Source organism: Chungangia koreensis, assembly GCF_042651785.1.
GTDB lineage: Bacteria > Bacillota > Bacilli > Bacillales_A > Planococcaceae > Chungangia > Chungangia koreensis.
This window is the reverse complement of the sequence record NZ_JBHSEC010000019.1, coordinates 588,946-615,085: the sequence shown is the minus strand read 5'-3', so window position 1 is coordinate 615,085 and position 26,140 is coordinate 588,946. Positions and strand designations below refer to the sequence as shown.

General features: G+C 41.5%; 27 protein-coding genes. 5 read left to right on the top strand and 22 right to left on the bottom strand.

Annotated features, from left to right (window positions below; translation table 11 throughout):
- Positions 1–90 precede the first annotated feature (90 nt).
- From ACFOZY_RS12300 to ACFOZY_RS12285, 4 genes are all read right to left on the bottom strand, one after another.
- Entirely contained in the window at positions 91–1,050 is a 960-nt protein-coding gene (locus ACFOZY_RS12300) for a GGDEF domain-containing protein (protein ID WP_378155859.1), read from the bottom strand.
- A gap of 39 nt (positions 1,051–1,089) precedes the next feature.
- Entirely contained in the window at positions 1,090–1,953 is an 864-nt protein-coding gene (locus ACFOZY_RS12295; protein WP_378155857.1) for an EAL domain-containing protein, read from the bottom strand.
- Between the two features lie 128 nt (positions 1,954–2,081).
- On the bottom strand, positions 2,082–3,452 hold the full coding sequence (argH, locus tag ACFOZY_RS12290; RefSeq protein ID WP_378155855.1) for an argininosuccinate lyase: 1,371 nt from the start codon (positions 3,450–3,452) through the stop codon (positions 2,082–2,084).
- A complete protein-coding gene (locus ACFOZY_RS12285; protein WP_378155853.1) occupies positions 3,449–4,660 on the bottom strand; it encodes an argininosuccinate synthase in 1,212 nt (403 codons plus the stop codon). Before ACFOZY_RS12285 ends, argH begins: the two co-directional genes overlap by 4 nt.
- A gap of 326 nt (positions 4,661–4,986) precedes the next feature.
- Between ACFOZY_RS12285 and ACFOZY_RS12280 the strand changes: the two genes are divergently transcribed.
- Entirely contained in the window at positions 4,987–5,619 is a 633-nt protein-coding gene (locus tag ACFOZY_RS12280) for a YfbR-like 5'-deoxynucleotidase (protein ID WP_378155851.1), read from the top strand.
- Between the two features lie 72 nt (positions 5,620–5,691).
- Here the strand turns inward: ACFOZY_RS12280 and ACFOZY_RS12275 are convergent, their stop codons facing one another.
- The 3 genes from ACFOZY_RS12275 to ACFOZY_RS12265 all read right to left on the bottom strand — a co-directional run bounded on the left by ACFOZY_RS12275 (position 5,692) and on the right by ACFOZY_RS12265 (position 8,277).
- Positions 5,692–6,252, bottom strand: coding sequence for a DUF3221 domain-containing protein (locus tag ACFOZY_RS12275; RefSeq protein ID WP_378155849.1), 561 nt, complete (start codon positions 6,250–6,252; stop codon positions 5,692–5,694).
- A gap of 341 nt (positions 6,253–6,593) precedes the next feature.
- Positions 6,594–7,343: an SDR family NAD(P)-dependent oxidoreductase gene (locus tag ACFOZY_RS12270; RefSeq protein WP_378155847.1), complete on the bottom strand. Its 750-nt coding sequence runs from the start codon at positions 7,341–7,343 to the stop codon at positions 6,594–6,596.
- Positions 7,330–8,277, bottom strand: coding sequence for an MBL fold metallo-hydrolase (locus tag ACFOZY_RS12265; protein WP_378155845.1), 948 nt, complete (start codon positions 8,275–8,277; stop codon positions 7,330–7,332). Before ACFOZY_RS12265 ends, ACFOZY_RS12270 begins: the two co-directional genes overlap by 14 nt.
- Before the next feature lie 108 nt (positions 8,278–8,385).
- Between ACFOZY_RS12265 and ACFOZY_RS12260 the strand changes: the two genes are divergently transcribed.
- Both ACFOZY_RS12260 and proC read left to right on the top strand, forming a co-directional pair.
- The gene (locus ACFOZY_RS12260; protein ID WP_378155843.1) at positions 8,386–8,637 is read left to right on the top strand and encodes a hypothetical protein; all 252 of its coding nucleotides are present in this window, start codon (positions 8,386–8,388) and stop codon (positions 8,635–8,637) included.
- Between the two features lie 318 nt (positions 8,638–8,955).
- The gene (gene proC / locus ACFOZY_RS12255; protein ID WP_378155841.1) at positions 8,956–9,765 is read left to right on the top strand and encodes a pyrroline-5-carboxylate reductase; all 810 of its coding nucleotides are present in this window, start codon (positions 8,956–8,958) and stop codon (positions 9,763–9,765) included.
- 25 nt (positions 9,766–9,790) lie between these two features.
- Here proC and ACFOZY_RS12250 read toward each other — a convergent pair whose 3' ends face one another.
- Together ACFOZY_RS12250 and ACFOZY_RS12245 are read right to left on the bottom strand one after the other, a co-directional pair.
- Positions 9,791–10,264 carry an 8-oxo-dGTP diphosphatase gene (locus tag ACFOZY_RS12250; RefSeq protein ID WP_378155839.1) on the bottom strand — a complete coding sequence of 158 codons (474 nt, stop codon included), beginning with the start codon at positions 10,262–10,264 and terminating at the stop codon, positions 9,791–9,793.
- A 74-nt stretch (positions 10,265–10,338) separates the two neighbouring features.
- Positions 10,339–10,698 (bottom strand): YciI family protein, encoded by a 360-nt coding sequence (locus ACFOZY_RS12245; RefSeq protein ID WP_378155837.1) that lies wholly within the window; start codon positions 10,696–10,698, stop codon positions 10,339–10,341.
- 159 nt (positions 10,699–10,857) lie between these two features.
- Between ACFOZY_RS12245 and namA the strand changes: the two genes are divergently transcribed.
- Positions 10,858–11,880 carry an NADPH dehydrogenase NamA gene (namA, locus tag ACFOZY_RS12240; RefSeq protein ID WP_378155835.1) on the top strand — a complete coding sequence of 341 codons (1,023 nt, stop codon included), beginning with the start codon at positions 10,858–10,860 and terminating at the stop codon, positions 11,878–11,880.
- 127 nt (positions 11,881–12,007) lie between these two features.
- On the opposite strand, the gene ACFOZY_RS12235 is transcribed toward namA, so the two are convergent.
- The 8 genes from ACFOZY_RS12235 to mce form a co-directional block, all read right to left on the bottom strand.
- Positions 12,008–12,820: a YitT family protein gene (locus ACFOZY_RS12235; RefSeq protein ID WP_378155833.1), complete on the bottom strand. Its 813-nt coding sequence runs from the start codon at positions 12,818–12,820 to the stop codon at positions 12,008–12,010.
- A gap of 140 nt (positions 12,821–12,960) precedes the next feature.
- Positions 12,961–13,905, bottom strand: a complete 945-nt coding sequence (gene rnz, locus ACFOZY_RS12230; RefSeq protein ID WP_378155831.1) for a ribonuclease Z — start codon at positions 13,903–13,905, stop codon at positions 12,961–12,963.
- A 16-nt stretch (positions 13,906–13,921) separates the two neighbouring features.
- Positions 13,922–15,175: a DNA polymerase IV gene (locus ACFOZY_RS12225; protein WP_378155829.1), complete on the bottom strand. Its 1,254-nt coding sequence runs from the start codon at positions 15,173–15,175 to the stop codon at positions 13,922–13,924.
- Positions 15,176–15,376: 201 nt separating this feature from the next.
- Positions 15,377–15,862, bottom strand: a complete 486-nt coding sequence (locus ACFOZY_RS12220) for an HIT family protein (RefSeq protein WP_378155827.1) — start codon at positions 15,860–15,862, stop codon at positions 15,377–15,379.
- Between the two features lie 52 nt (positions 15,863–15,914).
- A complete protein-coding gene (locus tag ACFOZY_RS12215) occupies positions 15,915–16,382 on the bottom strand; it encodes a chemotaxis protein CheW (protein ID WP_378155825.1) in 468 nt (155 codons plus the stop codon).
- A gap of 18 nt (positions 16,383–16,400) precedes the next feature.
- A complete protein-coding gene (locus tag ACFOZY_RS12210) occupies positions 16,401–17,516 on the bottom strand; it encodes a M20/M25/M40 family metallo-hydrolase (protein ID WP_378155823.1) in 1,116 nt (371 codons plus the stop codon).
- Positions 17,517–17,530: 14 nt separating this feature from the next.
- Positions 17,531–19,078: an acyl-CoA carboxylase subunit beta gene (locus tag ACFOZY_RS12205; RefSeq protein WP_378155821.1), complete on the bottom strand. Its 1,548-nt coding sequence runs from the start codon at positions 19,076–19,078 to the stop codon at positions 17,531–17,533.
- A 5-nt stretch (positions 19,079–19,083) separates the two neighbouring features.
- Complete coding sequence (gene mce, locus ACFOZY_RS12200; protein ID WP_378155819.1) at positions 19,084–19,494, bottom strand: methylmalonyl-CoA epimerase; 411 nt, start codon at positions 19,492–19,494, stop codon at positions 19,084–19,086.
- Between the two features lie 103 nt (positions 19,495–19,597).
- On the opposite strand from mce, the gene prli42 reads away from it, so the two are divergent.
- Entirely contained in the window at positions 19,598–19,693 is a 96-nt protein-coding gene (gene prli42 / locus ACFOZY_RS12195) for a stressosome-associated protein Prli42 (protein ID WP_378155817.1), read from the top strand.
- Between the two features lie 48 nt (positions 19,694–19,741).
- Here prli42 and ACFOZY_RS12190 read toward each other — a convergent pair whose 3' ends face one another.
- The 5 genes from ACFOZY_RS12190 to ACFOZY_RS12170 form a co-directional block, all read right to left on the bottom strand.
- Positions 19,742–20,725, bottom strand: coding sequence for an aromatic acid exporter family protein (locus ACFOZY_RS12190; RefSeq protein ID WP_378155815.1), 984 nt, complete (start codon positions 20,723–20,725; stop codon positions 19,742–19,744).
- 42 nt (positions 20,726–20,767) lie between these two features.
- Positions 20,768–21,214, bottom strand: a complete 447-nt coding sequence (locus ACFOZY_RS12185) for a BrxA/BrxB family bacilliredoxin (protein ID WP_378155813.1) — start codon at positions 21,212–21,214, stop codon at positions 20,768–20,770.
- A gap of 72 nt (positions 21,215–21,286) precedes the next feature.
- Positions 21,287–22,285, bottom strand: coding sequence for a methylmalonyl Co-A mutase-associated GTPase MeaB (gene meaB / locus ACFOZY_RS12180; protein WP_378156157.1), 999 nt, complete (start codon positions 22,283–22,285; stop codon positions 21,287–21,289).
- Positions 22,285–24,435 carry a methylmalonyl-CoA mutase gene (gene scpA, locus ACFOZY_RS12175; protein WP_378155810.1) on the bottom strand — a complete coding sequence of 717 codons (2,151 nt, stop codon included), beginning with the start codon at positions 24,433–24,435 and terminating at the stop codon, positions 22,285–22,287. The genes meaB and scpA overlap by 1 nt, the downstream gene beginning before the upstream one ends.
- Complete coding sequence (locus ACFOZY_RS12170) at positions 24,432–26,048, bottom strand: methylmalonyl-CoA mutase family protein (protein WP_378155808.1); 1,617 nt, start codon at positions 26,046–26,048, stop codon at positions 24,432–24,434. Before ACFOZY_RS12170 ends, scpA begins: the two co-directional genes overlap by 4 nt.
- Positions 26,049–26,140: the final 92 nt, after the last annotated feature.

Genomic DNA, 26,140 nt, shown 5'->3' with positions numbered 1-26,140 from the left:
TGCTGATCATCCCTTTCCGTTGGCTATGAACATTTTTTAGTGTATGCAGCTCTTAAAAAACGTGATAGCGGTCGTAAAAAGATATTCAGATTATAATTGCAGCTGTGGTTCGTTGGAATGGTAACAGCTTTTTACTATTGACTTACAAAGTTTCTTCACTCTTGCAGCCTCAACGATAATTTCTTCTACATCCTCAAAACGGGATTCTCTGTTAGTAACGACAGCAATGGAAATTGAGACGAGGGGGAATTCTTCCAACGATCCAGATCGGTTTTCTGTGGATACAAATTTTTGTTGTAAATGCTCCTCGGTATAAAAACTTTTAACCCTCTCCTCGAAAGATGAAATCACTTTGCGGCAATATTCTTCGTAGTCATAACTTTTGAGGATGACAATATAATCATCTCCACCGATATGGCCCAAGAAGGTTTCGTTTTGATCCATATGGTCGTTTAGAATTGATGCAGTAGCCTGTAATAACTCGTCCCCTTTTTTAAAACCGTATGTATCATTGTAAGCTTTAAAGCGATCCAAATCGATATAGAGTACACTAAATGGCTCTTTGGATTCAAAGGCGCTGTATAATTGTTCCTGGATAATATTATTGCCAGGCAGTCTTGTTAAAGGATTTAAATAACTTGCTAATTCAGCTTGAATATCCGCGACTTTCATTAAGAGATCCTTAATACTGACAGCTCCAAATAAGCGATGGTCTTTGTTCACTAATATATAATCGTATAGTTCTTCTTCTGGCCTCTCCATTGCAAGTTTACTAACTTCAGTAACTGACATAAAAAAATCTACAATCAAGGGTTTATTATTCGCAAGGAGTTCAATGGGCCGTTTCATGTATAAGTTATAGCCATAGCGGGTCCCCATCTTTTGATAGAAATTCATACGGGTCATGAGTGCAACCGGAACGGAGTCGTCCATGATAGCGATGCCTTGGATTCCCGGCTCAGCAGTAAATAATTCTTCCGCTAATTCACATGCTGTTCCAAGTGGGATTTCCGGTATTTTCTTTGCGATATCCCCTATATAAGCAATCACTTAAAACACCCCTTTTGTTCTATACTTTTATTCATCGTTTTATGTCTGATTTCCCATTGAATAACATATCGGGAGAGCCCCCTCGCTCAATAAGGGAGCGGGTCTGCCGATTAAATAACCTTGTCCATAATGTATACCTGCAGCGGTTAGGTATTCAATCTCTTCTGGACGTTCAATCCCTTCTGCCACAAGTTTGGAGCCCGATGCCTGTGAAAAGTTAACTAATAGACGAATCATATTCTGTTGATCTAAATTCTGGTCAATATATCGAATCAGAGACTTGTCGAGTTTGATGAAATCCGGTTTGATCACCGTGATGGTCTTCAAGCTGTTGTAACCAGAACCAACATCATCTACTGCGAATCGGAAACCCGCTTTTCGATATGTAATCAACGGTTTTTCCATAACAGAGTAATCTGGACACTCCTGCTTTTCGGTCATTTCAAAGATCACTTGACTCGGAAGAAGTCCATGGTAGGAAAGCAATTGTTCAAAATCTTTCAGGTTGTTCTCCAATTGTACGAGGGCTTGAGGAGCGATATTCAAAAATAAAAGCGTATCAAAGCCATTTGGCAGTTCTTGCGAAAACTGACTGAACCTCTTCGTTGAGAGATGGATGCAATACTGTTCAAATCGTCCGTGCATTTCTGTTTGACCTACGAAATCATAGAATGCTTCTGTAGATTGAAATACACTGTCCTGAGGAGGGCGATTCAAGATTTCATATCCTAAATTCATCCCACTCGAAAGGGAGATGATCGGTTGGAAAAATGTATCGAGGGCTTCCTTTTCAATCATCCAATCTAATGCAATATGTTTTGTTGTATTTTGAATACTTCTCTTTTGTTCTCTAATGAAATGCTTGAACATGTTTTGTACATGTTTGAAGGTAGTAGGTCTCATAAGTAGAACCTTTCTATTTTTCTGTCTATGAAGGTAGTATATAGGACCTATATGAAGGGCATATGAAGATAGTGTAAATTTCCTATTACAAGACCAAAAAAGAGCGTGTGCAACCACACGCTACTTTTTTATAACAGAACTTTCCCCTGCTCAATTTGCTTTTTCACTTGTTCAAAACCTGTTCCGCCGAAGGAATTTCTACGTTCCACCGCTTTGACCGGAGAAAGGATTTCGAAGACGTCTTCTTCGATTAATCTCGATTTTTTTTGGAATTCCTCAAGAGGCAAATCCACCAGATAATGTCCACGTTGAATACAGAGGAAAACAAGTTTCCCTGTCACTTCATGCGCTTCTCGGAACGGCATTCCTTTGGCAGCCAAATAATCAGCCAACTCAGTTGCGTTTGAAAAGTCTTGATTTACCGCTTTTGTTAGTTGTTCGGTTTTAACCGTCATCGTACGGATCAACCCTTCAAAGATCTTTAACGATCCTTTCAATGTGTGAACGGTATCAAACATGCCTTCTTTATCCTCTTGCATATCTTTGTTATACGCCAGAGGCAAGCCTTTTAATGTGGTCAATAGACTAAATAGATTTCCGTATACTCTGCCAGTCTTGCCACGGATCAATTCTGCCATGTCCGGATTCTTTTTTTGTGGCATGATGCTTGACCCTGTAGAGAAAGAATCGTCCAATTCGATGAATTGAAATTCCTGACTGGACCAAAGGATGATTTCCTCAGCAAAACGGGATAAGTGCATCATCAGCATAGAGGAATTACTTAGGAACTCGACGATGAAATCACGATCGCTTACCGCATCCATACTATTTTGATAGACAGATGTAAACCCTAAAAGTTCGGCAGAGGATTCCCGATCAATAGGGAAAGTTGTTCCTGCAAGGGCACCCGCCCCTAATGGGGAAATATCGATTCGTTTCATCGAATCGGCTAAACGCTCTTTATCACGTTGAAGCATCCAAAAATACGTCATAAGATGATGTCCGAAAGAAATCGGTTGAGCACGTTGCAAATGTGTATAGCCAGGTGCAACTGTCATGATATGCTGCTCAGCCTGTTCAATAATAGTTTTTTGAAATGCTGCAATCAGCAAAGAGATTTCGTTCACTTGCTCTTTTAGATAGAGGTGCATATCTGTCGCTACTTGGTCGTTCCGGCTTCGACCGGTATGAAGTTTACCTCCTACCGGTCCGATCAGGTCAATTAGCATTTTCTCCAAGTTCAAATGGATATCTTCATTTTCAATCAAATATTCGAGTTTTCCACTTTCCGCTTTTAACTTCAGCTGCTGTAATCCATCAATGATTGTTTCCACATCTTCAGAAGGCAAAATACCGCAATTGCCTAACATCGTAACGTGTGCAATGCTCCCTTGTAAATCTTCCATGACCAATTCCTGATCAAAGCCGATAGAGGCACCGAACTCATCGACCCACTCCTCAGCTGATTTTTGGAAACGCCCTCCCCAAAGCTTGCTCATGATTTCACCTTCTTGGAAGAGTTTACCTCTGCGTGAACCTTAGTTGGCAATCCCCACAATTCGATGAAGCCGACAGCTGACGCATGATTGAACTCATCTGCAGTCGTATACGTCGCCAATTTTTCATCATATAAGCTATTTGGGGATTTACGTCCTTCTACAATAGCGTGGCCTTTAAAGAGTTTGACACGAACTACACCATTCACATATTTCTGTGTTTCTTTTAGGAAGGCTTCTAATGCAGGCTTAAGTGGTGAGAACCAAAGTCCTTCATAAATGAGTTCCGTCATTTTCTTTTCAACAACCGGCTTGAAGTGTGCTAATTCCTTAACTAATGTTATGTCTTCGAGCTCCTTATGTGCAGTTAACAACGTGATAGCACCAGGGCACTCATAAACTTCGCGAGATTTAATGCCGACAAGCCTGTTTTCAACGTGATCGATACGGCCGACTCCATGTTTTCCAGCTACTTCATTTAACTTCAGAATGAGTTCAGAAAGCTTATATTCCTCTCCGTCAAGTGCTACTGGTACGCCTGAATTAAACGTAATCTCAATAACGTCAGGTGTCTCAGGTGTATTTTCCAATGCCGCCGTCAGATCATACGCATCGGCAGGAGGCGCAGCCCAAGGGTCCTCTAAGATCCCACATTCATTGGAACGTCCCCATAAATTCTGGTCAATCGAGAAGGGGCTGTTTAAGTTGACCGGAATCGGAATATTGTTCTTCTTTGCATAATCGATCTCTTCTTCACGTGACCAGCTCCATTCACGGACTGGTGCGATGACTTCAAGTGACGGATTCAAGGCATGAATGGATACCTCGAAACGAACTTGGTCATTACCTTTACCTGTACAGCCGTGTGCTACAGCATCTGCACCTGTCTTTTCGGCGATTTCAACAAGCTTTTTAGAGATTAATGGACGGGAAAGAGCCGAGACCAATGGATATTTCCCTTCATACAATGTATGACCTTGCAAGGCAATTAGCGCATATTCATCGGCAAATTCATCTTTTGCATCCACCATATAACTTTCGACAGCACCCACTTGAATTGCTTTGTTTTTTATAAACTCCAAATCTTTTCCTTCACCGACATCCAAGCATACAGCCACTACGTCGTATCCACGCTCTTTTAACCAAGGAATCGCTACAGATGTATCCAAACCGCCAGAATAGGCTAAAACCACTTTTTTATTTTTATTCATCGTTATACCTCCATGAATGTTTATGCATAAGATATTAAATGTTGTATCTTTATGCAATATAACTAATTAATATTTATACACGAATCATAACATGTCATAAAAATGTATTCAAGTGTATTTTAATTCATTTAGGCCAATTGGATTTCTGATTGTTATATTTAGTTGACATAAAATTATTACAACGACCTACCCTCCCTCCTTGTAAAGAATAGGTTAACTTTTGGATGTTAATGTCTCCCGAAATGTGTTCTATGCTACGATCAACAATGAATCGAAGTTTGATTCAATACTTAAATGGAAAGTAATATTGAAAGGAGTTGATGTAAGTGGGCATTCATAATTTTTTCACTAGGTTTAATGACTTAGAACGGATTATTCGAGCTCCGGGGAAATTCAAGTATGAGGAGCATAACGTGGCAGCACATAGCTGGAAGGTTTCAATGTATGCGATGTTCTTTGCCACATTAGAAGAAAATAATGGGGCTACAATTGATTGGAAATCATTATATGAAAAGACGATCAACCACGATTTCGCGGAAGTTTTTATCGGCGATATTAAAACACCGGTCAAACATGCTTCCCCTGAATTGAAGCAAATGCTATCGCACGTAGAAGAGAAAATGATGGAAAGGTTCATAATGGAGCAAATACCAGAAGAGTTCCAAGATGTGTTTTTCCACCGCATGAAGGAAGGAAAGGATAACACGACGGAAGGTTTACTGTTGGAGCTCGCTGATAAGCTTGATCAGTTTTACGAGTCCTTTACGGAGCTGAAACGCGGTAATACGGAACCAGAATTCATCGTGATGTATCAAACAGCACTTCGGAAGCTCTTATCGCTTCCCCTCCCTGTCAGTGTGAACTACTTCAAGGATGTCATGCTCAAGGATGCTATTACGGAAGATACGGTAATCGACTTAAAAACCCTTACTCAGCACGTACTCAATGAACTCGAGTAATCCTGTGTAAGGGTTATTTTTTTTACATAAGTTATCAGTGTCATAAGAATATGTGATTCTGTTGACGATCTGTTATTGCTCCAATACGTTTAATGAGTATGTTTGTTCTGAAACATTAATACTCGCATGAAAGGAATCATTTGTATCCATATCAGTAAAGTTAAACTCGATGAAGTCCTCATCGAATTCGATTTCCCCCATCAAGACGATGTTTTTACGATTTTCTGACGTAAGAAAAGCTTCGAATGCCTTTGCATAGTTCAAAGATTCTTCGTCCTTCTTCACTACGAAAATATCCGCATACCCTTGAGCCGGAAAGGATGTAAGTATGATTCCTGAGTTGTAAACATCCACTTTCATGCCTATTTCTAAATCCTCAAATTCAAGTTGTTTCTCTCCCCCATCACCTATACTTACTAAATGGGTTTTATCGTCTATCGTAAAAAACGTGTCATTGACTAAAACTTTGTGATCTTCCGTTTTTATGATAAACCCTTCTCCTTTTGTTTTGCCCTCTGTTGAGATTGATAATTGATCGGACACTCCACTTGCCCCTCCATTTGTTGAAGTTGATGTACCGCATGCTGCCAGCAGTAATACCATTAAAGGGAGTAACCAAAACCTTTTGACCATGTATTCTCCTCCTCACTCTATTTGACGGATGGGGGAATAAAGCGTTACAAGACATGAAAAAGACCAACTTCTTTTTAATGAAAGAAATTGGACTTTTAAGGATTGGAATTATGCATTCACTGACTTTTTTGTTTGTAATTGCATGTAATTGTTTTATAGCAAGTCTTGCTATTCAATCCAGAATGCTTTTCCGAAGTTTCTTGGCCTATTATGGGAGAATGCTTGGAACGTTTCAAGCTGATCGGTGATTGCCTACGCTTATCTCCATATACTGATAAAACAGTTTTAGCATGTTTTCCAAGATAGGTTAAAAAACTTTTTTTAGACTACCTGTTTACATATCACTTTTTCGTAAAAAAACGCTTTCCAAGTCTTTCAGAAAAAGTAGGAGCTAAAGCATACAATTTACTTGAGAGAGACATATAAGAGGGCAGATTCACTTCTCTTTTAGGATAATTAATGGAATGAATGACAGCATCCGCCACTTTTTCAGCTGGAAGTAAGAATTTCCTCATTGAATTACGGTAACTGCCGGTTGTATCAGCAATGTCAAGAAACGGTGTGTCGATTGGTCCTGGATTGATTGCAGTTACATGAATTCCAGTTGCTTCAATTTCCATACGCAGTGCATTTGTATATCCGATAATTGCATGCTTTGTCGCCGCGTATGCAGAAGCTTTTGGTGTGGCCACTTTGCCCGCTTGTGAGGCTAAAAATATAAAATGGCCGGAACCGCGGCCCTTCATCCCGGGTAATAACCTTTTGGTCATTTGCATGGGAGCCATTACATTTACATGGAACATGGCTTCCATTTGCTCATCAGTCAATTCATCCGCGTAGGCAAATGTACCAATTCCTGCAGAAAAGATGACTATTTCAGGTAATCCAGCGAAGGAAATAGCTGATTCCAGATCAACTACATTTGACAGGTCAGCTTGAATGGTGCGTGCACCCAAACTTTCTAACTCTGCCAGAACTGCCGGATTTCGACCAGTCACCGTGACTTCATGTCCTTTTTGTAGAAGCTTCTTTGCTACGATCAGCCCTACCCCACTCGTGCCTCCTGTAATGAAGATTTTACGTGCGTTCATAGAGCAAAACTCCTAGTTTATCCCGGCTTTCGGTCGCTAACCCCTCCAACACTAAATAATCTACTTGCCCGATTGTTTCTGAAAGGGTCAAGCCTAATTCTTTCTCATACTTTGTCGGGAATAACTCCGCATTCAATTGAAAAATTGTTTTCGGTCCAGCATTCAGCATTTCCCGAACTTTCATCGCACGCTTTCTCTGTTTTTCCAAGCGAGTGTCAATCAACTCATGGACATTTCGTACTTCTCCCATATGGCCGGCATAGATGATAGATACCGGGATCTCTAAAAGTCTTCGTAGAGAATCATTATATTGAAGTAGTGACTTCGGTCGTCCCATCGTAGAATACAATGGTGGCTCTATAAGCGGATTGGATGATATCTTCTCTAAAACCAAGTCACCGCCAATCATAGAACCTGTCGTTTCATGATAAAAGGAAAGATGACTTTGAGCATGTCCTAATGTCTCCAACACGTTCCAGCCTGGATGCCCCGGAAGTTCGTCTCCTTCATTCAATACGTCGTCAAGCGGACGGTCCCCCATCAAATCGAGCGGCCTCTTCATTTTTTCAACCCATGATAAATAGGATTCAGGTACCCCTTCCTCCTTAAGGCAGTCCATATAAAAGCGGTCGTGGTATTCAAAGAAAGAAGCGTCACGTTTCAACCATAAATCATTATAGGGATGACCGATGATCCGGGCATTTTCGAATGGGGCTAAGCAACCGGCATGATCGGGGTGATGATGGGTGAGGATTATTTGTTCTACGTCCTTGAAGTCATATCCCGCCTCTTTCAGCCCTTTTTTCAATGCCTCAAATCCTTCAGCCGTATTCGGTCCTACATCAAAAAGTGACAAAGTATCCCCTTTCACCAAAAATGCGTTCACGTCGCCCACCGCGAAAGGGGTTGGTATAACGATTTTATGTATAGTCAAAGCTGATCTCCTCCAAAAAAAGTGAATGAATATTCATTAATTGTATCGTACTATATAATAAAGTGGAACAGTGAAAGAGTGCATTAAAAAAAGAAAGGGGTAAGAGTAATGGGATTGTTCATTGTTGGGTTCATCATCTTGATCGGTTTTGTTTTACTGTCGGTAAATTCGTTAAGAAATAGGAAGTTAACAGATGTATTGCTATTTTCCATCTTGATCGTAATAGCAGGTCTAACAATAATCATTTATGCGGAAAAAGAAACCCTGGCTAATTTGGGTCTTGTTCTTTCAATCATTGGAATGATGCTTGGAATCATTCGTTTTTTCTTAAAAGACAGCGATGGAACAGAAAATTTATAATATTTACCCTTCTTTCATTGACATGTGGTGCGTAAACTGAATATAATCGCATATAACTAATAGGAAATGGCTATGACGAAGAATAGTATTTGCGGTGAAGGAGTTTAGAGAGTGTGGCCGCTGGCTGAAAGCCCCGCCTTCCGCTCCCGCTTAGAACCTGCTTCCGAGCTTCCATGAAAAACATGGACGGATCCCAACGTTAATGGGCTTGAGATGTGCCTTATGGCAAATGCAGGTGGTACCGCGGAAACAAGCGTTTTCGTCCTTCAACGAAGGATGATTGCGCTTTTTTATTTTTATTAAAAAGGAGGAGATGACATGCAAAAGATTCTTTTTGCAGGAGCCGGTTCGATGGCAGAAGCATTGATTCATGGATGGATAAAAGAAGGTGTAGCCCGCCCTGAAGACATATATGTGATGAATAAGTCGGATCAGGCAAAATTAGAGTCCCTCCACGACATCTATGGAATTGTGCCTGTTACGATGAAAAATCGGATTGTGGAAAAAGCAGAACTTGTGATTTTGGCAATGAAACCGAAAGATATCCGAGCCGCAATGGACTCAATTGCATCAAGGCTTCACTCTGAAGCGGTAATTCTCTCAGTTGCTGCAGGCGTTCCAATCCGTTCCATCGAAGAAGGATTAGGTAAAAGGCCAATAGCGAGGGCCATGCCGAATACGTCAGCAGCCATCGGATTATCAGCCAGTGCAGTAGCATTCAATGAGTTGGTTACAGCGAGGCAGCGTGATCGCATTACTGATTTACTCGCCGCAATTGGAACTGTGAAAGAAGTTGAGGAAGATTCACTGCACATTGTGACAGCCTTATCAGGAAGCGGGCCAGCCTATATTTATTATTTTGCCGAAGCTTTAGAACAAGCGGCTATTGAAAAAGGTCTTTCAAAAGAGGTCGCTCGCAACCTAATTGTTCAAACTCTGGTTGGAGCGGCGGAAATGATGAAAAACCCTGATAATGAACCGGCAGATTTGAGACGCAAAGTTACCAGTCCAGGAGGTACGACCGAAGCGGGTCTTCGTGCTCTTAGCGATCAAGGATTTCCAGATCTAATAGCAACATGCATCCAACAGGCGGAAGCAAGATCTCGTGAGCTTGGGGAAATGTATTGAAAAAGGAGCAGACTTTCTGCTCCTTTCATATTTTCTTGATGGTGACATTCCCTTCCCGATTATTCTGCTCATCCCACTCAACGAATATTTCAAATGTCCCATCTTCAAAAAACAAAGGAAAGCGTCTTCGGATCGATTCTTGCATCGGAAGCGATTCGACTTCATTCAAATGAACCCACACCGGCTTACCTTCAAGGGAATCCTCTATTAGCTCCCCACTAAAATCTTTACAAATGTAATTGAATATTATGTATCGATCCCGTTTGACCGGATTTACATACTCGTAAATCCCTTTATAAATCAGATTCCGTACGTCCAATCCTGTTTCTTCTTTTACCTCACGAATAGCGGCTTCCGTAAAGCTTTCAAGAAAGTCCACCTTACCGCCTGGCGGTATGAAGCCTTTAAAGTGGTCATGCTGTCTATTCAATAATAAGACATGCTCCCCGTCTTGAATAAGACAAACAGTCCAGAACTTATAATTAATGTTTTTCTCCATTCGTTCCTCCAAAATATCACTTCATAGGAAGGCGGCAAGTCAGAAAAAAGCTCGCAGCCTTCCAAGCTAACTTCTTATAAAATATTCAATTCTTTTTGCACTGAATGTTTATAGTCGATATACTCTTGACCGAAATTCGGACTGCGGTTTTCATATTTGTTCATTAGACCTGCCCATGGCTTAAGTTCAAATTTAAAAATTCCATTTACAACAGCTGGATCATTTTGTGCAAACTTGAGGAGATCTTCCTTTTTTTCAACATCGATTAAGATTGCACCTCCAGTATGATCGTCAAATGGGCCTGCTACCAATACATCCCCAGAATCAAACTTATTCTGAACATAGACCGCGTGTTCCGGCATCCAGGGCTGATCAGGTAAACGAATGCCATCCTTCCAGTTTTCTCCCCGCGTTAAGATAATTAAATACCTCATAACTTCCCCTCCTTATAACCAGTATATTTGACACTATTTGAAGTTTTCCTTCTTTAAGTTTACATAATATTATTATACAACATGAAATCTCAATTACTTTCCTTCTCTCTAATCTTACGATAGTGTAAATATGTAAGTTTATTGTCAGGAGGTATTGTGATGAAAGCAAAGTTATTCGAACCATTTGTAATACGTGGCGTTGAGTTGAAGAATCGAATAGTCATGTCTCCTATGTGCATGTATGAGTGCCATAACGAAGATGGAATTGTTCAGGATTGGCATAGGGTCCACTATCCTTCCCGGGCAGTAGGACAAGTGGGACTTATTATCCTTGAAGCGACAGCTGTCCAACCTGAGGGGAGAATTTCTCCTCAAGACCTTGGAGTATGGGACGATGTTCATGTTGAAGGATTGACCGAGCTTGTCAAATTGATTAAACAGCATGGTTCCAAAGCGGGAATCCAACTCGCTCATGCTGGCCGTAAGTCGACAGTAAAAGAAAATATTTATGCTCCCTCACCTATTGCATTTAGTGAAAACTATAAAACACCAGTCGAGATGACAAAAGATGATATTGCGAAAACCATAGAAGCGTTCAAAAAAGCGGCAGTGCGCGTAAAGACCGCAGGATTTGACGTAATCGAATTGCACGGAGCACATGGATATTTAATTAATGAATTCCTTTCCCCTCTTACAAACAAGAGAACGGACGAATACGGAGGAACGGATGAAAACCGTTACCGTATCTTAAGGGAAATTATTGACGAAATCCGTTCAGTTTGGGAAGCTCCATTATTCGTTAGAATCTCAGCATACGATTATACAGAAGGCGGCATGACCCCTGAGTCCTATGTGAAGATGACTAAATGGATGAAGGAGCAAGGTGTGGATCTGATTGATGTCAGCTCTGGAGCGGTGGTCATGGCAAATATCGATGCTTATCCCGGTTACCAAGTGCCATTTTCAGAAACAATCAAACATGAAACACCGATTCCTACTGGGGCTGTCGGACTGATTACCCATCCGATGCAAGCGGAGGAAATTTTAAAGAATAATCGAGCAGAATTGATATTCTTAGCCCGTGAACTTCTCCGTGACCCATACTGGCCATACCGCGCGGCAAAAGAACTGAATGCAGAACTAAAAGCCCCTGTACCATATGAACGGGGCTGGCGTTTCTAAGTGCCTAAAATAGACCTCCGACTTACTGTTGGAGGTCTACTACTATTTTTTAATAAATAACTTTAATCTCGATAGAATCTCCCTGTAAAACAATAAAAAAAGCACTGCAAAGGAGCAGCACTTTAGTTCATTTCATATTTTTTGCAAATTGTCCATCGACTTCAATTGTGTTGAAAATGTTAATAAAAGCATGTTCATCATGTGAACGAACGATTTTCTTTATTTCAAGTGTTTCATATCGAGTGACAACCATCCAGATCATTTGTTTCCCTTCTTTGGAATAACCACCAAACCCATCACTCATCGTAAATCCACGGTAAATATTATCTAAGAGATCTTGACGGATCGCATCTCCTTTAGTCGTGATAATTTGCAACGTCACTTTTATCTGATCCGTATAGATGGAGTCGATGACTTTTCCAGTGATATAAATGGATAGGAGTGTGTAAAGCGCAATATTCCAACCGAAAACAGTTCCAGAGACGAGTACGATTACTCCATTCATAGCCGTCAACAATAGACCGACCGGTGCATTACTCTTTCTTGAAAGTATCATGGCTACAATATCCAATCCGCCGGATGTTCCGGAAAATTTCAAGATGAGAGCAATACCAACCCCACCGATGAATCCACCAAAGATGGTTGATAACAGAATATCATCCGCGACAGCCCGTTCAGGTAATACATACAGGAAAATACTGAGCGAGACAACACATAGAAGAGTGGCATAGGTTATCCGTTTTCCAAGAGTAAAATACCCCAGAATCAGTAACGGCAGATTTAACAGAAAGTTCAAGGCTCCAATACTGAAAGGGGTAAGTATTCCAATTAAGATGGCAATGCCGCTTATTCCACTGCTTAAGATCCCAAAAGGAATTAAGAAAAGATTGAATGCGATGGCTACAATCAAGGAGCCGATGATGACAACGAAATATTTCATATACTTGCCCCTCTCGGAAATATAAATAGACTTTAAATTTACAGGAAAAAAGACCGGCTGAAAATAGCTAGGAAGATAGTGGAAACATTTTAATAGTCTTCATTTTTCAGAAAACAAAAGACCGATGCCATCAGCATCGGTCAAGAAGTCCGTTCTAATACCGTTCCGTTTTTAATTTCAAACTCTGCAAAATCGGAGGCAATCCAAATATCAGGGAAAATTGACTTGCCTTGTGTTTCTAAAGCTTTTGCCGCCTCAGGGAGAAATCTGGCACTAATATGGTTCGCAATCAAGGCTTTAGCACCTGCTTCCTTGGCAACCGTAGCTGCTTCCAAGATCGTTGAATGACCGTATGGTTTGGCCAATTCCTCGGTTCCGGCATCAAACGTTGCTTCGTGGACAACGATATGTGCATCACGACTCAGTTCAATCGATTTATGGCAATACCGTGTATCTCCTAATATAGATACTGTAAACCCTGAAATTGGCGGTGTTGTCACGTCTGCACTTCTGATAAGCCGACCATCTTCAAGTGTGACATCTTGTCCATCTTTTAGTCGTTTCAACAGTGGACCTTTCGGAACACCTATTTCACTCGTTTTCTCTACTAAAAGCTTTCCTGGCAACGGTTTTTGCTCCACCCGGTATCCATAACAAGGAATAACATGCTCAAGTTCTTTCGCAGTCACGATAAAGGAATCATCCTCAAAAATTATTCCCTCTTCAATTTCTATTATTTCCATTACATAGTTAAGATGTGTTTGGCTAATTTTGAGCGTAAGCTGAATCCATTCCTTCAAGCCTTTCGGCCCGTAGATGGTCAATTTTTCATCTCCACCTAAGAACGAACGTGAACCCAATAAACCGGGAAGTCCAAAAATATGGTCACCATGTAAGTGAGTGATGAAGATTTTCTCGATTTTTCGAGGCTTTAATGTTGTATGAAGTATTTGATGCTGAGTCGCTTCTCCACAGTCGAATAGCCAAATCTTCCGTCGTTCCTCTAATAGCTTTAGTGCAAGTGAACTTGTATTCCGTTGTTTAGAAGGCATTCCCGCCCCTGTCCCTAAAAATTGCAGCTGCATACTGTCCCTACTTTCTCTATTCGCGTGTATCATCAAGGAAGTCTTTACTGAAGCTCGATTCGGAACCTTTAGACGGTTTCCCTTTCAACTTTACACCTCTAGTGATTACTTCTTTTCCGAATTTTTTAGTTAGATTTCCCATTAAATCCATTATGGGTTCATCTTTTATATGCTCTTCAAAATTAAAGATCGATAACTGTTCCACGGTCTCAGAACGATCAACAACATTACTGACTGTTACACCTAATAAACGTACCGGGTTTCCATTCCAATGTTTTCGGAAAAGCTCTGCTGCTACTTCAAAGATTTCTTCCTTAGTTGTAACATCATTTCTCAATGTTCTGCTCCGTGAGTAATTATTCCTATCTGAATCTCTAATTTGGATGGACACTGTCGGACCTGCAAGTTGCTTCGTATGAAGCCGCTCCGAAACTTTCGCAGATAGCTTGTTTAAGCTTCTCACTAATTCGGTCATCTCAGTCTCATCCGCAGGCAAAGTCATGGAATTTCCGACGCTCTTCGTATCATAAACGGATTGTGGATCTACTGCTCGCGTATCTATCCCATTGGCCCGCTGCCATAATCGAATCCCATACTTCCCTACATTTGTTTTCATGAACGATTCTGTTTGTTTTGCTAAATCGCCTATCGTGGTAATGCCTAAATTATTCAGTTTAGCGGCAGTACTTTCCCCAATTCCATGCATTTCAATGATTTCTCTCGGCCAAAGCTTCTCTTGTATATCTCGTTTTCGTAAAATCGTAATGCCCATTGGTTTTTTCATATCTGAAGCAGTTTTAGCTAAGAATTTATTCGGTGCAATTCCTATCGAGCAAGGTAGATCCAATTCCGTTAAAACACGTTGCTGTATTTCAACTGCCAGTTCCACTGCGGTTTTTTCCTCATGCAGTTCCGTGACATCTACATATCCCTCATCAATCGACACTGGCTCGACTAAAGGGGTATATGTCCTCAAAATATCGAACATCGCCCGAGAAGCTATCCGGTAACGTTCAAAATTTGGTGGAAGTAAAATGATATCCGGGCACTTCCTTTTAGCCTCCCACACAGGCATCGTTGTATAAACTCCCTTTGCCCGTGCTTCATATGAGCATGTGACTAAAATTCCTTTCCGTTCCTTCGGATTACCAGCCACGGCTATCGGTTTACCTTTGAGTGATGGGTTGTATGCCTGTTCCACCGAAGCAAAAAAGCTGTTCATATCCAAGTGAAATATGACACGCGCCTTATTTTTCTGTTGTTCTTCCATGGACATCGCTCCGCACAATTAGTTATTAACATTATACCAAACCTGTGTTTCTATTTCCTTTTCAGAAGTGGAATAAGGTTAGTGGTACATGAAACAGAGGTCCCCGAAACGTGATTTGTGGAACAACGATATAATAAATAAGAAAAGCAATTGGCCGATTCATTCGATCAATTGCTTTTTGTTATTATTACTCTTCACGTCTTAGTTCCTTAAGGCTTCTGCTAATACCTTTATTGCACTACGGACTTCATTTTTATTTCGTTCATGATTCATATTATTCCTCGCATGAAGTAATACAGGTCTTACCGACTCAACGGAACGTCCAAATTCGCTCATCCACTTATATCGCGGCACCATCCAAGTGTGAAAATGATGGGTAGTGTCCTCGTTATAGAAATAGTACACATAGTCAATCCCCAATGCTTCACGTTGTGCTTTCCGGATTTTCGTAAGAATGTCCATATAATCGATCCGTTCTGATTCTGTCATCTCATCCAGACAAGTAAAATGCCTCTTGGATGCTAAAATGACCAGCCCCTTAATGGGATAAGCAACATCCTGATGTGCATGGAAGTACTCTGTTTCAACAATGACTCCTCCCTCAGGTTCGATTAACCCACCTGTAAGTGCGCAACTTAAGCATTCAACTTCAACAGTTTGTCCATTAGATAACGTGATGGTTCTCATATATATTACCTCCCCCAAAAAGGACAGCCTGTGATAGACTGCCCTCATTCAATCAAGATTCTACTGAATCCATATATTCTTTTATTTCTTTAACACCTTCTAATGTTGTGACTAATACGGTTGGGTCAATTAAGGTAATCATCCGGTTTTCCAAGTTAGCGACGGATGATACGAATTTTGTCCGTGAATAATTGGAAAGGCCAATTTGCTTCAATGTATCTTCAGGTAAATCAAGTATTTCTTTTGCATCTAAAACCAATAGTCCAATATTCAAGGAATCCGTTTGGACAACGACAACCCGCACAACATCGTTTTGTGGGGCTTTTCTGTTGTACAAGATTTGTTCTAAATCCAAGACAGGTACCAATTCACCTCGGATTTTCATCAATCCAAGCATATAGTCCGGTAAATGAGGAATCGGATTAATAGATTCAAGTTTCTCGATTGATATCACGTTTTCTACTGGTAATGCGTATTCTTCATTGCCAGAACGGACAATGACTGCTTTAACATTTGACATTCTGTTTTCCCCCGGATCTTATTTCGCTGATTCCTTCACGATTTCCACGAGCCACTCAGCTAGCTTCTCTAACTCTTCCACTGGCATACGCTCATTCGTTGTATGGATTTCTTCATAACCGACTGATAGAGTGACGGTAGGAATGCCTAACCCGTTAATAATGTTCGCATCACTGCCGCCGCCACTTGTCATAAGCTTTGGTTCGCGTCCAATCTTTTCTGCAGCGGCTTGGGCAATCTTGACGACTTTGTCTTCCCCATCGAAACTAAACCCTGGATACATGATTTTGACATCCGTCTCAGCGCTTCCGCCCAGTTCCTTCGCGGTCTGTGCAAAAGTTTCAACCATATGCTTTGTTTGCTCATTCAATTTATCAGGATGAATGGAGCGTGCCTCAGAAAGGATATAAACTTCATCACATACGATGTTCGTTGCGCGTCCGCCTTCGAAGCGTCCGATATTCGCTGTCGTTTCAGAATCGATTCGGCCTAATTTCATCCTTGAAATGGATTTTGCAGCAAGTGTAATAGCTGAAATGCCTTTTTCGGGTGCTACCCCGGCATGAGCCGTCTTTCCACGTATAATGGTTGTCAATTTCGCTTGGTACGGAGCGGCTGTAACGATTCCGCCGACTTTCCCATCACTATCCACTGCATAACCGAATTTAGCCTTTAACAAGCTTTGATCTATTTCTTTCGCTCCTGCCAGTCCACTTTCTTCACCTGCAGTAATAACGAATTGGATATCCCCATGTGCAATGTTTTCTTCCTTCAGAACACGGACCATTTCAAACAATGCAGCGATTCCTGCTTTATCGTCCGCCCCTAAGATTGTTGTACCATCAGAATAAATGTACCCATCCTCGCGCAGTTCAGGTTTAATGCCCAATCCGGGAACGACTGTATCCATATGGCATGTGAAATAAACAGGCTCAACATCCAGACTACCTTTCAACGTAGCGATCAAATTGCCTGCCCCGTGGCCGCTTCTTACCGCGGAGTCATCTTCAACCACATCAAAACCAAGCTCTTCCATCTTCTGTTTTAAAATAGGAGCAATCTCTTGCTCATTCTTTGTTTCGGAATCGATTTTTACTAACTCCATAAATTCATTGATTAAGCGTTCGTTTGCCATGTTGAAAAACTCCTTTATAGTGGTATATTGCCGTGCTTTTTTGAAGGTCTTGTTTCTTTCTTATTGCGCATCATTTCCAATGCCTGAATGAGCTTAATGCGAGTCTCTCTTGGATCAATGACATCATCGACCATACCATGAGCCGCAGCAACATACGGATTCGCAAATTTGTTACGATATTCATCTATTTTAGCCGCTCGGACTGCCTCCGGATCACTGCTATTCGAAATCTCTCTTGCAAAGATGATATTTGCGGCTCCTTGAGGGCCCATTACAGCTATTTCAGCATTTGGCCATGCAAATACAATATCGGCACCAATCGATTTAGAGTTAAGTGCCACATATGCCCCGCCATATGCTTTTCGAAGGATCACTGTCATTTTCGGAACTGTAGCTTCGGAATAAGCATAAAGTATTTTCGCACCGTGGCGAATAATTCCACCGTGTTCTTGCTTAATGCCCGGGAAGAAACCTGTGACATCCTCGAAGGTAATCAGCGGGATATTGAAGGAATCACAGAAACGAATGAATCTTGCAGCTTTGTCAGAAGAATCGATGTCCAAACCTCCTGCCATCACCTTGGGCTGATTGCAAACAAGACCGACCACTTCACCTTTGATCCTCGCAAGACCTATGACGATATTCCGGGCAAACTCTGAATGCACTTCCATGAATGACCCGCTATCTACTACTTGCTCCACCACTTTACGTACATCATAAGGCCGGACTGCATCGGAAGGTACGATATCCGTTAGGTCTGGCCGCAAATCATCACTTTGCCCCACTTCAGCAAGCGGTGGTTTTTCCTCATTATTTTGCGGTAGATAGCTTAGAAGCTTACGTACTTCCTCCAGCACTTCTTTCTCTGTCGCACCTCGGAAATGAGCATTTCCGCTAATTGTATTATGTACTTTAGAACCACCAAGATCTTCGGAAGAGATTTTCTCTCCTGTTACCGTTTCAATCACTTTCGGACCTGTGATGAACATTTGACTCGTATTATCCACCATGAATACGAAATCCGTAATGGCAGGCGAATAAACTGCGCCCCCCGCTGAAGGTCCCATAATGACTGATATTTGTGGGATTACGCCGGAGTAAATTGCATTCCGATAGAAGATATGTCCATAGCCGTCAAGCGATACTACGCCTTCTTGGATTCTGGCGCCACCCGAATCATTCAACCCGATGAACGGTGCCCCATTTTTCGCAGCCAAATCCATGACATTTGCAATTTTCATCGCATGCATCTCTCCAAGAGCACCGCCAAAGACCGTAAAGTCTTGTGAGAATAAATAGACAGGTCGGCCGTTTACCTTTCCGTATCCAGTCACTACACCATCGCCGGGTCCGGCCTGTTGATCCATTCCAAAGTCACGTGTTCGGTGCTGGACAAACGGATTGAGTTCAACAAAAGTTCCTTCATCTAATAACAACTCAATACGTTCCCTCGCAGTCAGTTTACCTTTTTCATGTTGTTTGGCGATTTTATCGTCCCCGCCACCTAATTCAATCTGTCTCTTCTTATCGTAAAGTTCATTGATTTTATCGTAAATATCCACTACATTCACCCCTCAGTTTTGCTTTTATCGCATAGTTCCATCAGTACGCCATAAGATGACTTCGGGTGAAGAAATGCTACTTCCGCCCCTCCAGCACCGATTTTCGGTTGTTCATTTATGAGTTGAACTCCTTTTTCTTTCAGCTCCGCCAGCCTTTCCTCTATTCCTTTGACACCAAAGGCGATATGGTGGATTCCCTCTCCCCGTTTTAAGAGGAATCCATGTATGGCACTCGTTTCATCCATAGACGTCAGAAGTTCAATTTTTATATTTCCTGCATCGATAAACGCAACCCGAACTTTTTCCGATTCTACCTCTTCAATTTTCAGTAATGGAAGACCTAATATGTCCGTATAATAAGGTATCGACTTGTCCAAGTCTTTTACCGCGATTCCGATATGGTCGACTTTTTCCAAATGCAACATCCCCTTTGCTTCGTCTATATCCATTTTACCTATTTGTCCTATAAATCTCTACTTGTTATAATAATGAATACATAGATTAAAGGAGAGTCGGAAAATGAGTAATCCTAAATTCAGAAAGTTCGTCGTCTATGCGATGATTGGTGCAATGGTCTTATCTTCTGTAATGATGGGCCTCAGCATGTTCTTCTAATATAAACAGCATCAGCCGGTAATAACCGGCTGATTTTTTGTTATTCCATTATTTCATCCCTTTAAACTTCGATTTTATCTCCAAATAATGTTCCATTTCTTCGATGAATTGAAAGAGCGAAGCCATAGCTTTGAACATTTCATGGGAATGAGGCAAAGGGAGATCTGCAAACTCTTCCTTTACACCTTCCAACTTGGAAATATACCTTTTAGCCGTATTACCTGGATGTACATTTTCTGCAAGTTCGTCCATGAAATCAGCGATTATATGGGAATGTGAAAGTACCATTGGAATGGCTGTAATCTTTGGAAGTACACGTTCGATAATTTCAAATTGCTCTTCCCTCATATCAAAATACGAATAATATTCGTTTTCATGTCTTGTTAAATGGTTCTCAACGTCTTGATAAGCAAGTGCTTTCCCTTTTCCTAATATGGCAGCCGCTTCTGTTAATTCCTTCCCACCCCACTCCAAATCCCCATTCCGTAAATAGTTGGCGATTTCCTTGAATATTTTCGAGTAAAGGGTCTCCAATTCGACTTGGTATCTTTTTAGTTTCCGACTAATGTCAGGCATGTAAAAGTTAACGATGAAAGCCGTACCAAAACCGATTAACATCAACAATAACTCATTTATTAATAATTCAAACGTGAAATTTTTCTGCGAATAAATATGAAGCAGAATAACGACACTAGAGACAAAGCCGTCTTGGAATCGAAGTGAAACCAATGTTGGGAGAAATAAGAGAATCATAATGGCAAAAATACCTGGATTGTATGAAATCCCTTCAAAAAAGACAACAGCAAATACTAAACCAATCAATGTGGCGACAATCCTGGAAAGAATTGCTCTCACAGATTTTCTCTTTGTTGGTTGAATACAAAGAACGGTCAGAATTGCAGCTGAGGCGTACGAATTCAACCCGATGGATTGAGCAATCCAGATGGCTGCAGCCGCGCCGATTGCCGTTTTTAATGTACGATATCCGATTGAATAGCGTCTAAGCTTCACGGAAGATGGAACCCCTTTCATGAAAAAAAGGATACGATTGAACGCACCCTTTTGTCTCTATCATTATACTTCTTCACAAAATTCCTCGAATTGTGCTTGGAGGTTTGTTACAACTGACATTGGATCATGTCCCTCAATTTCGTGTCTGCCAAGTTCAGCTACTACTTGGCCATCCTTTAAAAGAACGAACGATGGGGATGAAGGAAGATGATCTTCGCCAAATAATGCTCTTGCTTGTGCCGTCGCTTCCTTATCTTGTCCGGCAAAAACAGTTACCAAACGATCTGGGCGTTTGTCATAATGTACAGCATGCGCTGCAGCTGGACGAGCAATACCGCCGGCACAACCACAAACCGAATTGATCATTACGAGTGTTGTACCTTTACTTGCAAATGCTTCTTCCACTTCTTCAGGAGTCTTTAATTGTTCATATCCGCTCGCTTCGATTTCGCTGCGGGAACGATTGACTGTTTCTTGATATAGTAAGTCATAATCCATATTAAAATTCATGGTATACTGCATCTCCTTCTCATTTCTACCCCTATAATAGCAGGAATAAAAGATAGCTGCAAAGACCTTGTTTCAAGATTTGAACAGTTTGTCCACTGCCTGGGAAACAGTTAGTTCCCCTTGTACTAACTGACTTTCCAGATCATAAGCGTTTTTCCTCTTTTGAGAAAAAAATTCATCGATCAATCGATCAGTGATCATAGCCCTGAACCAATCTTTCGTCTGCAATTTACGCCTTTCGTCGAAATAACCTGATTCTTTCATCTGATTCTGGAATTCACTTATGTCTTTCCAAACATGGTCCAATCCAATATTTTTCAAAGAGGATACCGCAAAGGCTGAAGTTGTCCATTTTGGCGTAGCCGGTTGTAGGAAGTGAAGGATTTGTTTATATTCTCGGACTGTTTTCTTTGCCAGTTTTTCATTGTCCCCATCAGCCTTATTCACCACAATGGCATCCGTCAATTCCATAATGCCCTTCTTCATACTTTGCAATTCGTCACCTGCACCTGTCAGGACAAGTAGAAGAAAATAGTCCACCATGCCACGTACGATGGTTTCGCTTTGACCTACACCGACAGTTTCGATGAGGATTACGTCATATCCAGCTGCTTCGCATAACAGCATCGTTTCCCTCGTTTTACGATGAACTCCGCCAAGTGTACCAGCTGAAGGGGATGGCCGGATAAAGGCATTAGGATGTCTGGACAAGTCCTGCATCCTTGTTTTATCGCCCAAAATACTGCCACCGGAAATGGAAGAACTCGGATCGACGGCAAGAACCGCGACCCGATGCCCTTTTTCACATAGCATCATTCCGAAAGTTTCGATGAATGTACTTTTACCAGCTCCAGGCACCCCTGTAATGCCGATTCGAATACTACGTCCTGTAACAGGTAATAGCAGTTGAAGTAATTCCTGACCTACTTCCTGCCGATCACGGTTCATACTTTCAATAAGTGTGATAGCTTTCGATAAATGCAATCTGGACCCGCTTCGTATTTCTTCTGCATATTCATGGATCGGTATTTCAATTCCACTAATCTTTTTGAAACGTTTAGGCTGGTGCATCAATCCGCCACTTCCTCATAACCAAGACGCTTATAGATTTCTTCCAAAATAATCTCCGCTGCAACCGGTATGACCGTACCCGGCCCGAAAATGGCAACAGCGCCGTTTTCTTTCAGGAATTCATAATCCTGTGCAGGAATAACGCCACCAACAAAAATCAGGATATCTTCCCGGCCAAGGCGATTTAGTTCCTGTCGTAATTCAGGAACTAATGTCCGGTGACCAGCAGCAAGCGAGCTGACTCCGACAGCATGAACATCATTTTCGACTGCTTGAAGTGCTGTTTCTGCAGGGGTTTGGAATAACGGACCAATATCAACATCAAATCCTAAATCAGCATAGGCAGTTGCCACGACCTTAGCCCCACGGTCATGTCCATCCTGCCCCATCTTTGCAATCAGGATTCGTGGTCTGCGACCTTCGTTTTCCAAAAACTCTTCTGACATTTGTTTCACTGATGCGATTTCTTCTTCGTTGGAATAATTTGAACTATAGATTCCGCTCACCGAACGAATCACCGCCTTATGCCTGCCTGATACTTTTTCGATCGCGTCTGATATTTCACCTAATGTTGCACGGGCTCTTGCTGCATCCACTGCACAAGAAAGAAGGTTTTCACTTCCCGTTTCCGCAGCTATGGTCAAGCGAGCCAGCAATTGTTTAACTTCTTCTTCATTACGCTCAGCCTTCATCTTCTGAATACGTTCAATTTGTTTTAGACGGACGGTTGTATTATCAATTGATAAGATTTCGATCGGCTCTTCCTGTTCCGGGCGGTAACGGTTCACACCGATAATGACTTCCCTGCCGGAATCAATTTTAGCCTGTCTTGTTGCTGCCGCTTCTTCTATTTTCATTTTCGGTAAACCTGTTTCAATCGCCTTTGCCATTCCACCTAATTCCTCAATTTCCTCAATGAGTTCCCAAGCCTTACCCATGAGCTCTTCGGTTAACGACTCTACGTAGTAGGAACCTCCCCATGGATCTATAACATTGGTCATCATCGTCTCTTCTTGTAGGAATAGCTGTGTATTTCGTGCAATGCGAGCTGAGAAATCTGTAGGCAATGCAATCGCTTCATCGAGTGCGTTCGTATGGAGAGACTGTGTGTGACCCATTGCAGCTGCATTCGCTTCTATCAATGTACGAGTGATGTTATTGTACGGATCCTGTTCGGTCAAGCTCCAACCGGACGTTTGTGAATGGGTCCGTAAAGATAACGATTTCGGATTTTTCGGATTGAAGCCTTTGATCAGCTGCGCCCAAATCCGGCGAGCAGCCCGCATTTTTGCTACTTCCATGAAATAGTTCATACCGATCGCCCAGAAGAACGATAGCCGAGGAGCAAAAGAGTCTATATCAATCCCCGCTTTTATTCCCGTCCGCACATACTCAAGACCGTCTGCTAATGTATACGCCAATTCTATATCTGCTGTAGCTCCGGCTTCCTGCATATGATAGCCGGAAATAGAAATGGAATTGAATTTTGGCATATTCTTTGCTGTGTAGTCAAATATATCAGCAATGATTTTCATCGACATTTCTGGTGGATAAATGTACGTATTCCGCACCATATATTCCTTTAAAATGTCATTCTGAATCGTACCGGCAAGTTGTCCAGGCGTAACGCCCTGTTCCTCCGCAGCAACTATATAAAATGCCATTATTGGCAAGACTGCCCCATTCATCGTCATCGAAACCGACATTTGATCAAGCGGAATTCCATCGAATAGTATTTTCATGTCTTCTACAGAATCGATCGCAACTCCAGCCTTTCCAACATCGCCTGTAACACGTGGATGATCGGAATCATATCCACGATGTGTCGCCAAGTCAAAAGCCACCGACAGTCCTTTTTGACCCATTGCTAAATTCCTTCTGTAAAAAGCATTACTTTCTTCTGCGGTAGAGAACCCTGCATATTGACGGACGGTCCAAGGTCTCGTCACATACATCGTCGGATATGGACCACGAGTAAACGGTGCAACTCCCGGTAAATCATTGGAATGATCAAAGTCCTGGTCATAATCATATTGAGGTTTTATTTCTATTCCCTCGTATGTTTTAAATCCTACCCCGTCAACTTTCGTCTTTGTTGAGGATTGAATCACCATATTAATATCAACATCTTTAAAGTTTGGCTTACTCATCGGTTCTCTGCCTCCTTTCGTAATGAAAGAATGGACGCCAATTTTTCAACTATATGTTGTCCGTTATATATGCACCCGTTCAGGCCTTCTTTTTTCCAAGCATCCATTACTTTTTGATCGAACCGACCGGCAATATCGATGATCGACTCAGGCTTCAATTTAAGAAGTGATCCCACTATATTCGGGCACTCATCGTCTTTTGCACAGACCACTGCATATTCAATTTTCTCATCCCGCAGCCATTTCAACGATTCTACAGGATCATTGAAAGAAGGGCTCCATACTGGTGAAATCCCTCCTACATTCAAGAATCCACTGACAAAATCCGCACGAGGTTTAACATCTTTTAAAGGACCAAATAGGAGAAGTGCAGTTTTTGGAGGTTGCCCATCTGCCCTTAAGTGTTCATAAGTTTCTGCCAATCGTTTAACCGGTATGGCAATTGTTGTATTGACTTCGTTTGAAGGGTCAGCGTATTTGTTCGTTCCGATTAGCGAGACCTTTCGGACAGCCAAAAGATCTTCTTTCTTCTTTCTGACCGATTCCACTTCTGCGTATAACTGGTCCAATCCATTTTCCTGTATGTTTAAGAATTGAGTCCAAGCTAATTCTGCCAATTGAGCAGTTAACGATTCAATATAATAAGATCCTCCTGCGGGATCCACAACTTTACCGATATGCGCCTCTTCTCTAATAATCAGTTGGACATTGCGTGCTAAGCGGACGGATTTTTCCGTTGTACCAGTCAAGATGGTATGAGGGTGCACCGTAATCAGTTCAGCCCCACCAAGTGCAGCTGAAAAAGCCATGTTTCCTGTTCTTAACAGGTTCACATCCGGATCTAATTTAGAGAACGATCGTAAGGATGTTTCGGCAATTAAACCAACCGGAACCGATTCCGTGTCATACGCTTCGATCAATGCTTTCCAAAGCACTCGGAATGCTCGTAACTTAGCCATTTCCATGAAGAAATTCGTATCCACTTGAAAGCGAACAGCTATACGATTTAAATATTTATCCGATTTTGTCACCATATACAAAGCAACTGCTAACTCTTGGACTGTATTTGCTCCCATGTAGTGAATTTCCGTCGTATCAACAATTAGTTTCAAGTTGGTGAATGCAGTAAGGTATTTAGGGTCTGATATAAATCCTTTCACTGAATCCTTTTGACCAATCATATCGAACACTTGGATGATCGGATCATGTTGATCGTATATGTAAAAATGAATGGGATATTCGGTCATAAGTTGTGCCAATTCATGTAATTGGTTCTCAGACCATTCGAATCCATAACTCTTATATACGATAGTTTCGTTCCCTTTGGAAAGGGAGTCTTTTAAACTGAGCAGATACTGCTCGGCCGTATCAGTAAAAACGTCCTGGGCAATTGTCCAACTGCCAGTATTTTTTTGTTTTCTTACTGCGGCTGAAATCTTGTCACGATTTTCAACCATTTCCTTTGTATATAAAGGTTGGAGTTTTATTCCCTCCAGCGTTTCAGTAACTAAAGTTTCGAACGGCTTACCTTTCAAAGCTTTTTCAGCTTCTACTTTCCATGCCTCATAAGTTTTCTGAGTAAATGAAGTCCCTCTTAATCGTTCAATCGTCACTATTCCAACCCCCCTCTGAAAAAATTGGTATCTTCATATATTTTATACGAGATGGTACATTCAATAAAGCGCTTTCTATTTTAGTTAACATA

Excerpts from the sequence above, each read along its gene's own strand:
- ACFOZY_RS12245 (WP_378155837.1), bottom strand. The coding sequence starts at position 10,698 with ATGAGGTATTTAATTATCTTAACGCGGGGAGAAAACTGGAAGGATGGC.
- ACFOZY_RS12275 (WP_378155849.1), bottom strand. The coding sequence starts at position 6,252 with ATGGTCAAAAGGTTTTGGTTACTCCCTTTAATGGTATTACTGCTGGCA.
- ACFOZY_RS12185 (WP_378155813.1), bottom strand. The coding sequence starts at position 21,214 with ATGAATTTTAATATGGATTATGACTTACTATATCAAGAAACAGTCAAT.
- ACFOZY_RS12210 (WP_378155823.1), bottom strand. The coding sequence starts at position 17,516 with ATGGCAAACGAACGCTTAATCAATGAATTTATGGAGTTAGTAAAAATC.
- ACFOZY_RS12295 (WP_378155857.1), bottom strand. The coding sequence starts at position 1,953 with ATGAGACCTACTACCTTCAAACATGTACAAAACATGTTCAAGCATTTC.
- proC (WP_378155841.1), top strand. The coding sequence starts at position 8,956 with ATGCAAAAGATTCTTTTTGCAGGAGCCGGTTCGATGGCAGAAGCATTG.
- scpA (WP_378155810.1), bottom strand. The coding sequence starts at position 24,435 with ATGAGTAAGCCAAACTTTAAAGATGTTGATATTAATATGGTGATTCAA.
- argH (WP_378155855.1), bottom strand. The coding sequence starts at position 3,452 with ATGAGCAAGCTTTGGGGAGGGCGTTTCCAAAAATCAGCTGAGGAGTGG.
- prli42 (WP_378155817.1), top strand. The coding sequence starts at position 19,598 with ATGAGTAATCCTAAATTCAGAAAGTTCGTCGTCTATGCGATGATTGGT.
- ACFOZY_RS12190 (WP_378155815.1), bottom strand. The coding sequence starts at position 20,725 with ATGAAAGGGGTTCCATCTTCCGTGAAGCTTAGACGCTATTCAATCGGA.
- namA (WP_378155835.1), top strand. The coding sequence starts at position 10,858 with ATGAAAGCAAAGTTATTCGAACCATTTGTAATACGTGGCGTTGAGTTG.
- meaB (WP_378156157.1), bottom strand. The coding sequence starts at position 22,285 with ATGCACCAGCCTAAACGTTTCAAAAAGATTAGTGGAATTGAAATACCG.
- ACFOZY_RS12260 (WP_378155843.1), top strand. The coding sequence starts at position 8,386 with ATGGGATTGTTCATTGTTGGGTTCATCATCTTGATCGGTTTTGTTTTA.
- ACFOZY_RS12215 (WP_378155825.1), bottom strand. The coding sequence starts at position 16,382 with ATGTCAAATGTTAAAGCAGTCATTGTCCGTTCTGGCAATGAAGAATAC.
- ACFOZY_RS12285 (WP_378155853.1), bottom strand. The coding sequence starts at position 4,660 with ATGAATAAAAATAAAAAAGTGGTTTTAGCCTATTCTGGCGGTTTGGAT.
- ACFOZY_RS12225 (WP_378155829.1), bottom strand. The coding sequence starts at position 15,175 with ATGGAAGAACAACAGAAAAATAAGGCGCGTGTCATATTTCACTTGGAT.
- ACFOZY_RS12270 (WP_378155847.1), bottom strand. The coding sequence starts at position 7,343 with ATGAACGCACGTAAAATCTTCATTACAGGAGGCACGAGTGGGGTAGGG.
- ACFOZY_RS12220 (WP_378155827.1), bottom strand. The coding sequence starts at position 15,862 with ATGAGAACCATCACGTTATCTAATGGACAAACTGTTGAAGTTGAATGC.
- ACFOZY_RS12235 (WP_378155833.1), bottom strand. The coding sequence starts at position 12,820 with ATGAAATATTTCGTTGTCATCATCGGCTCCTTGATTGTAGCCATCGCA.
- ACFOZY_RS12250 (WP_378155839.1), bottom strand. The coding sequence starts at position 10,264 with ATGGAGAAAAACATTAATTATAAGTTCTGGACTGTTTGTCTTATTCAA.
- rnz (WP_378155831.1), bottom strand. The coding sequence starts at position 13,905 with ATGCAGCTGCAATTTTTAGGGACAGGGGCGGGAATGCCTTCTAAACAA.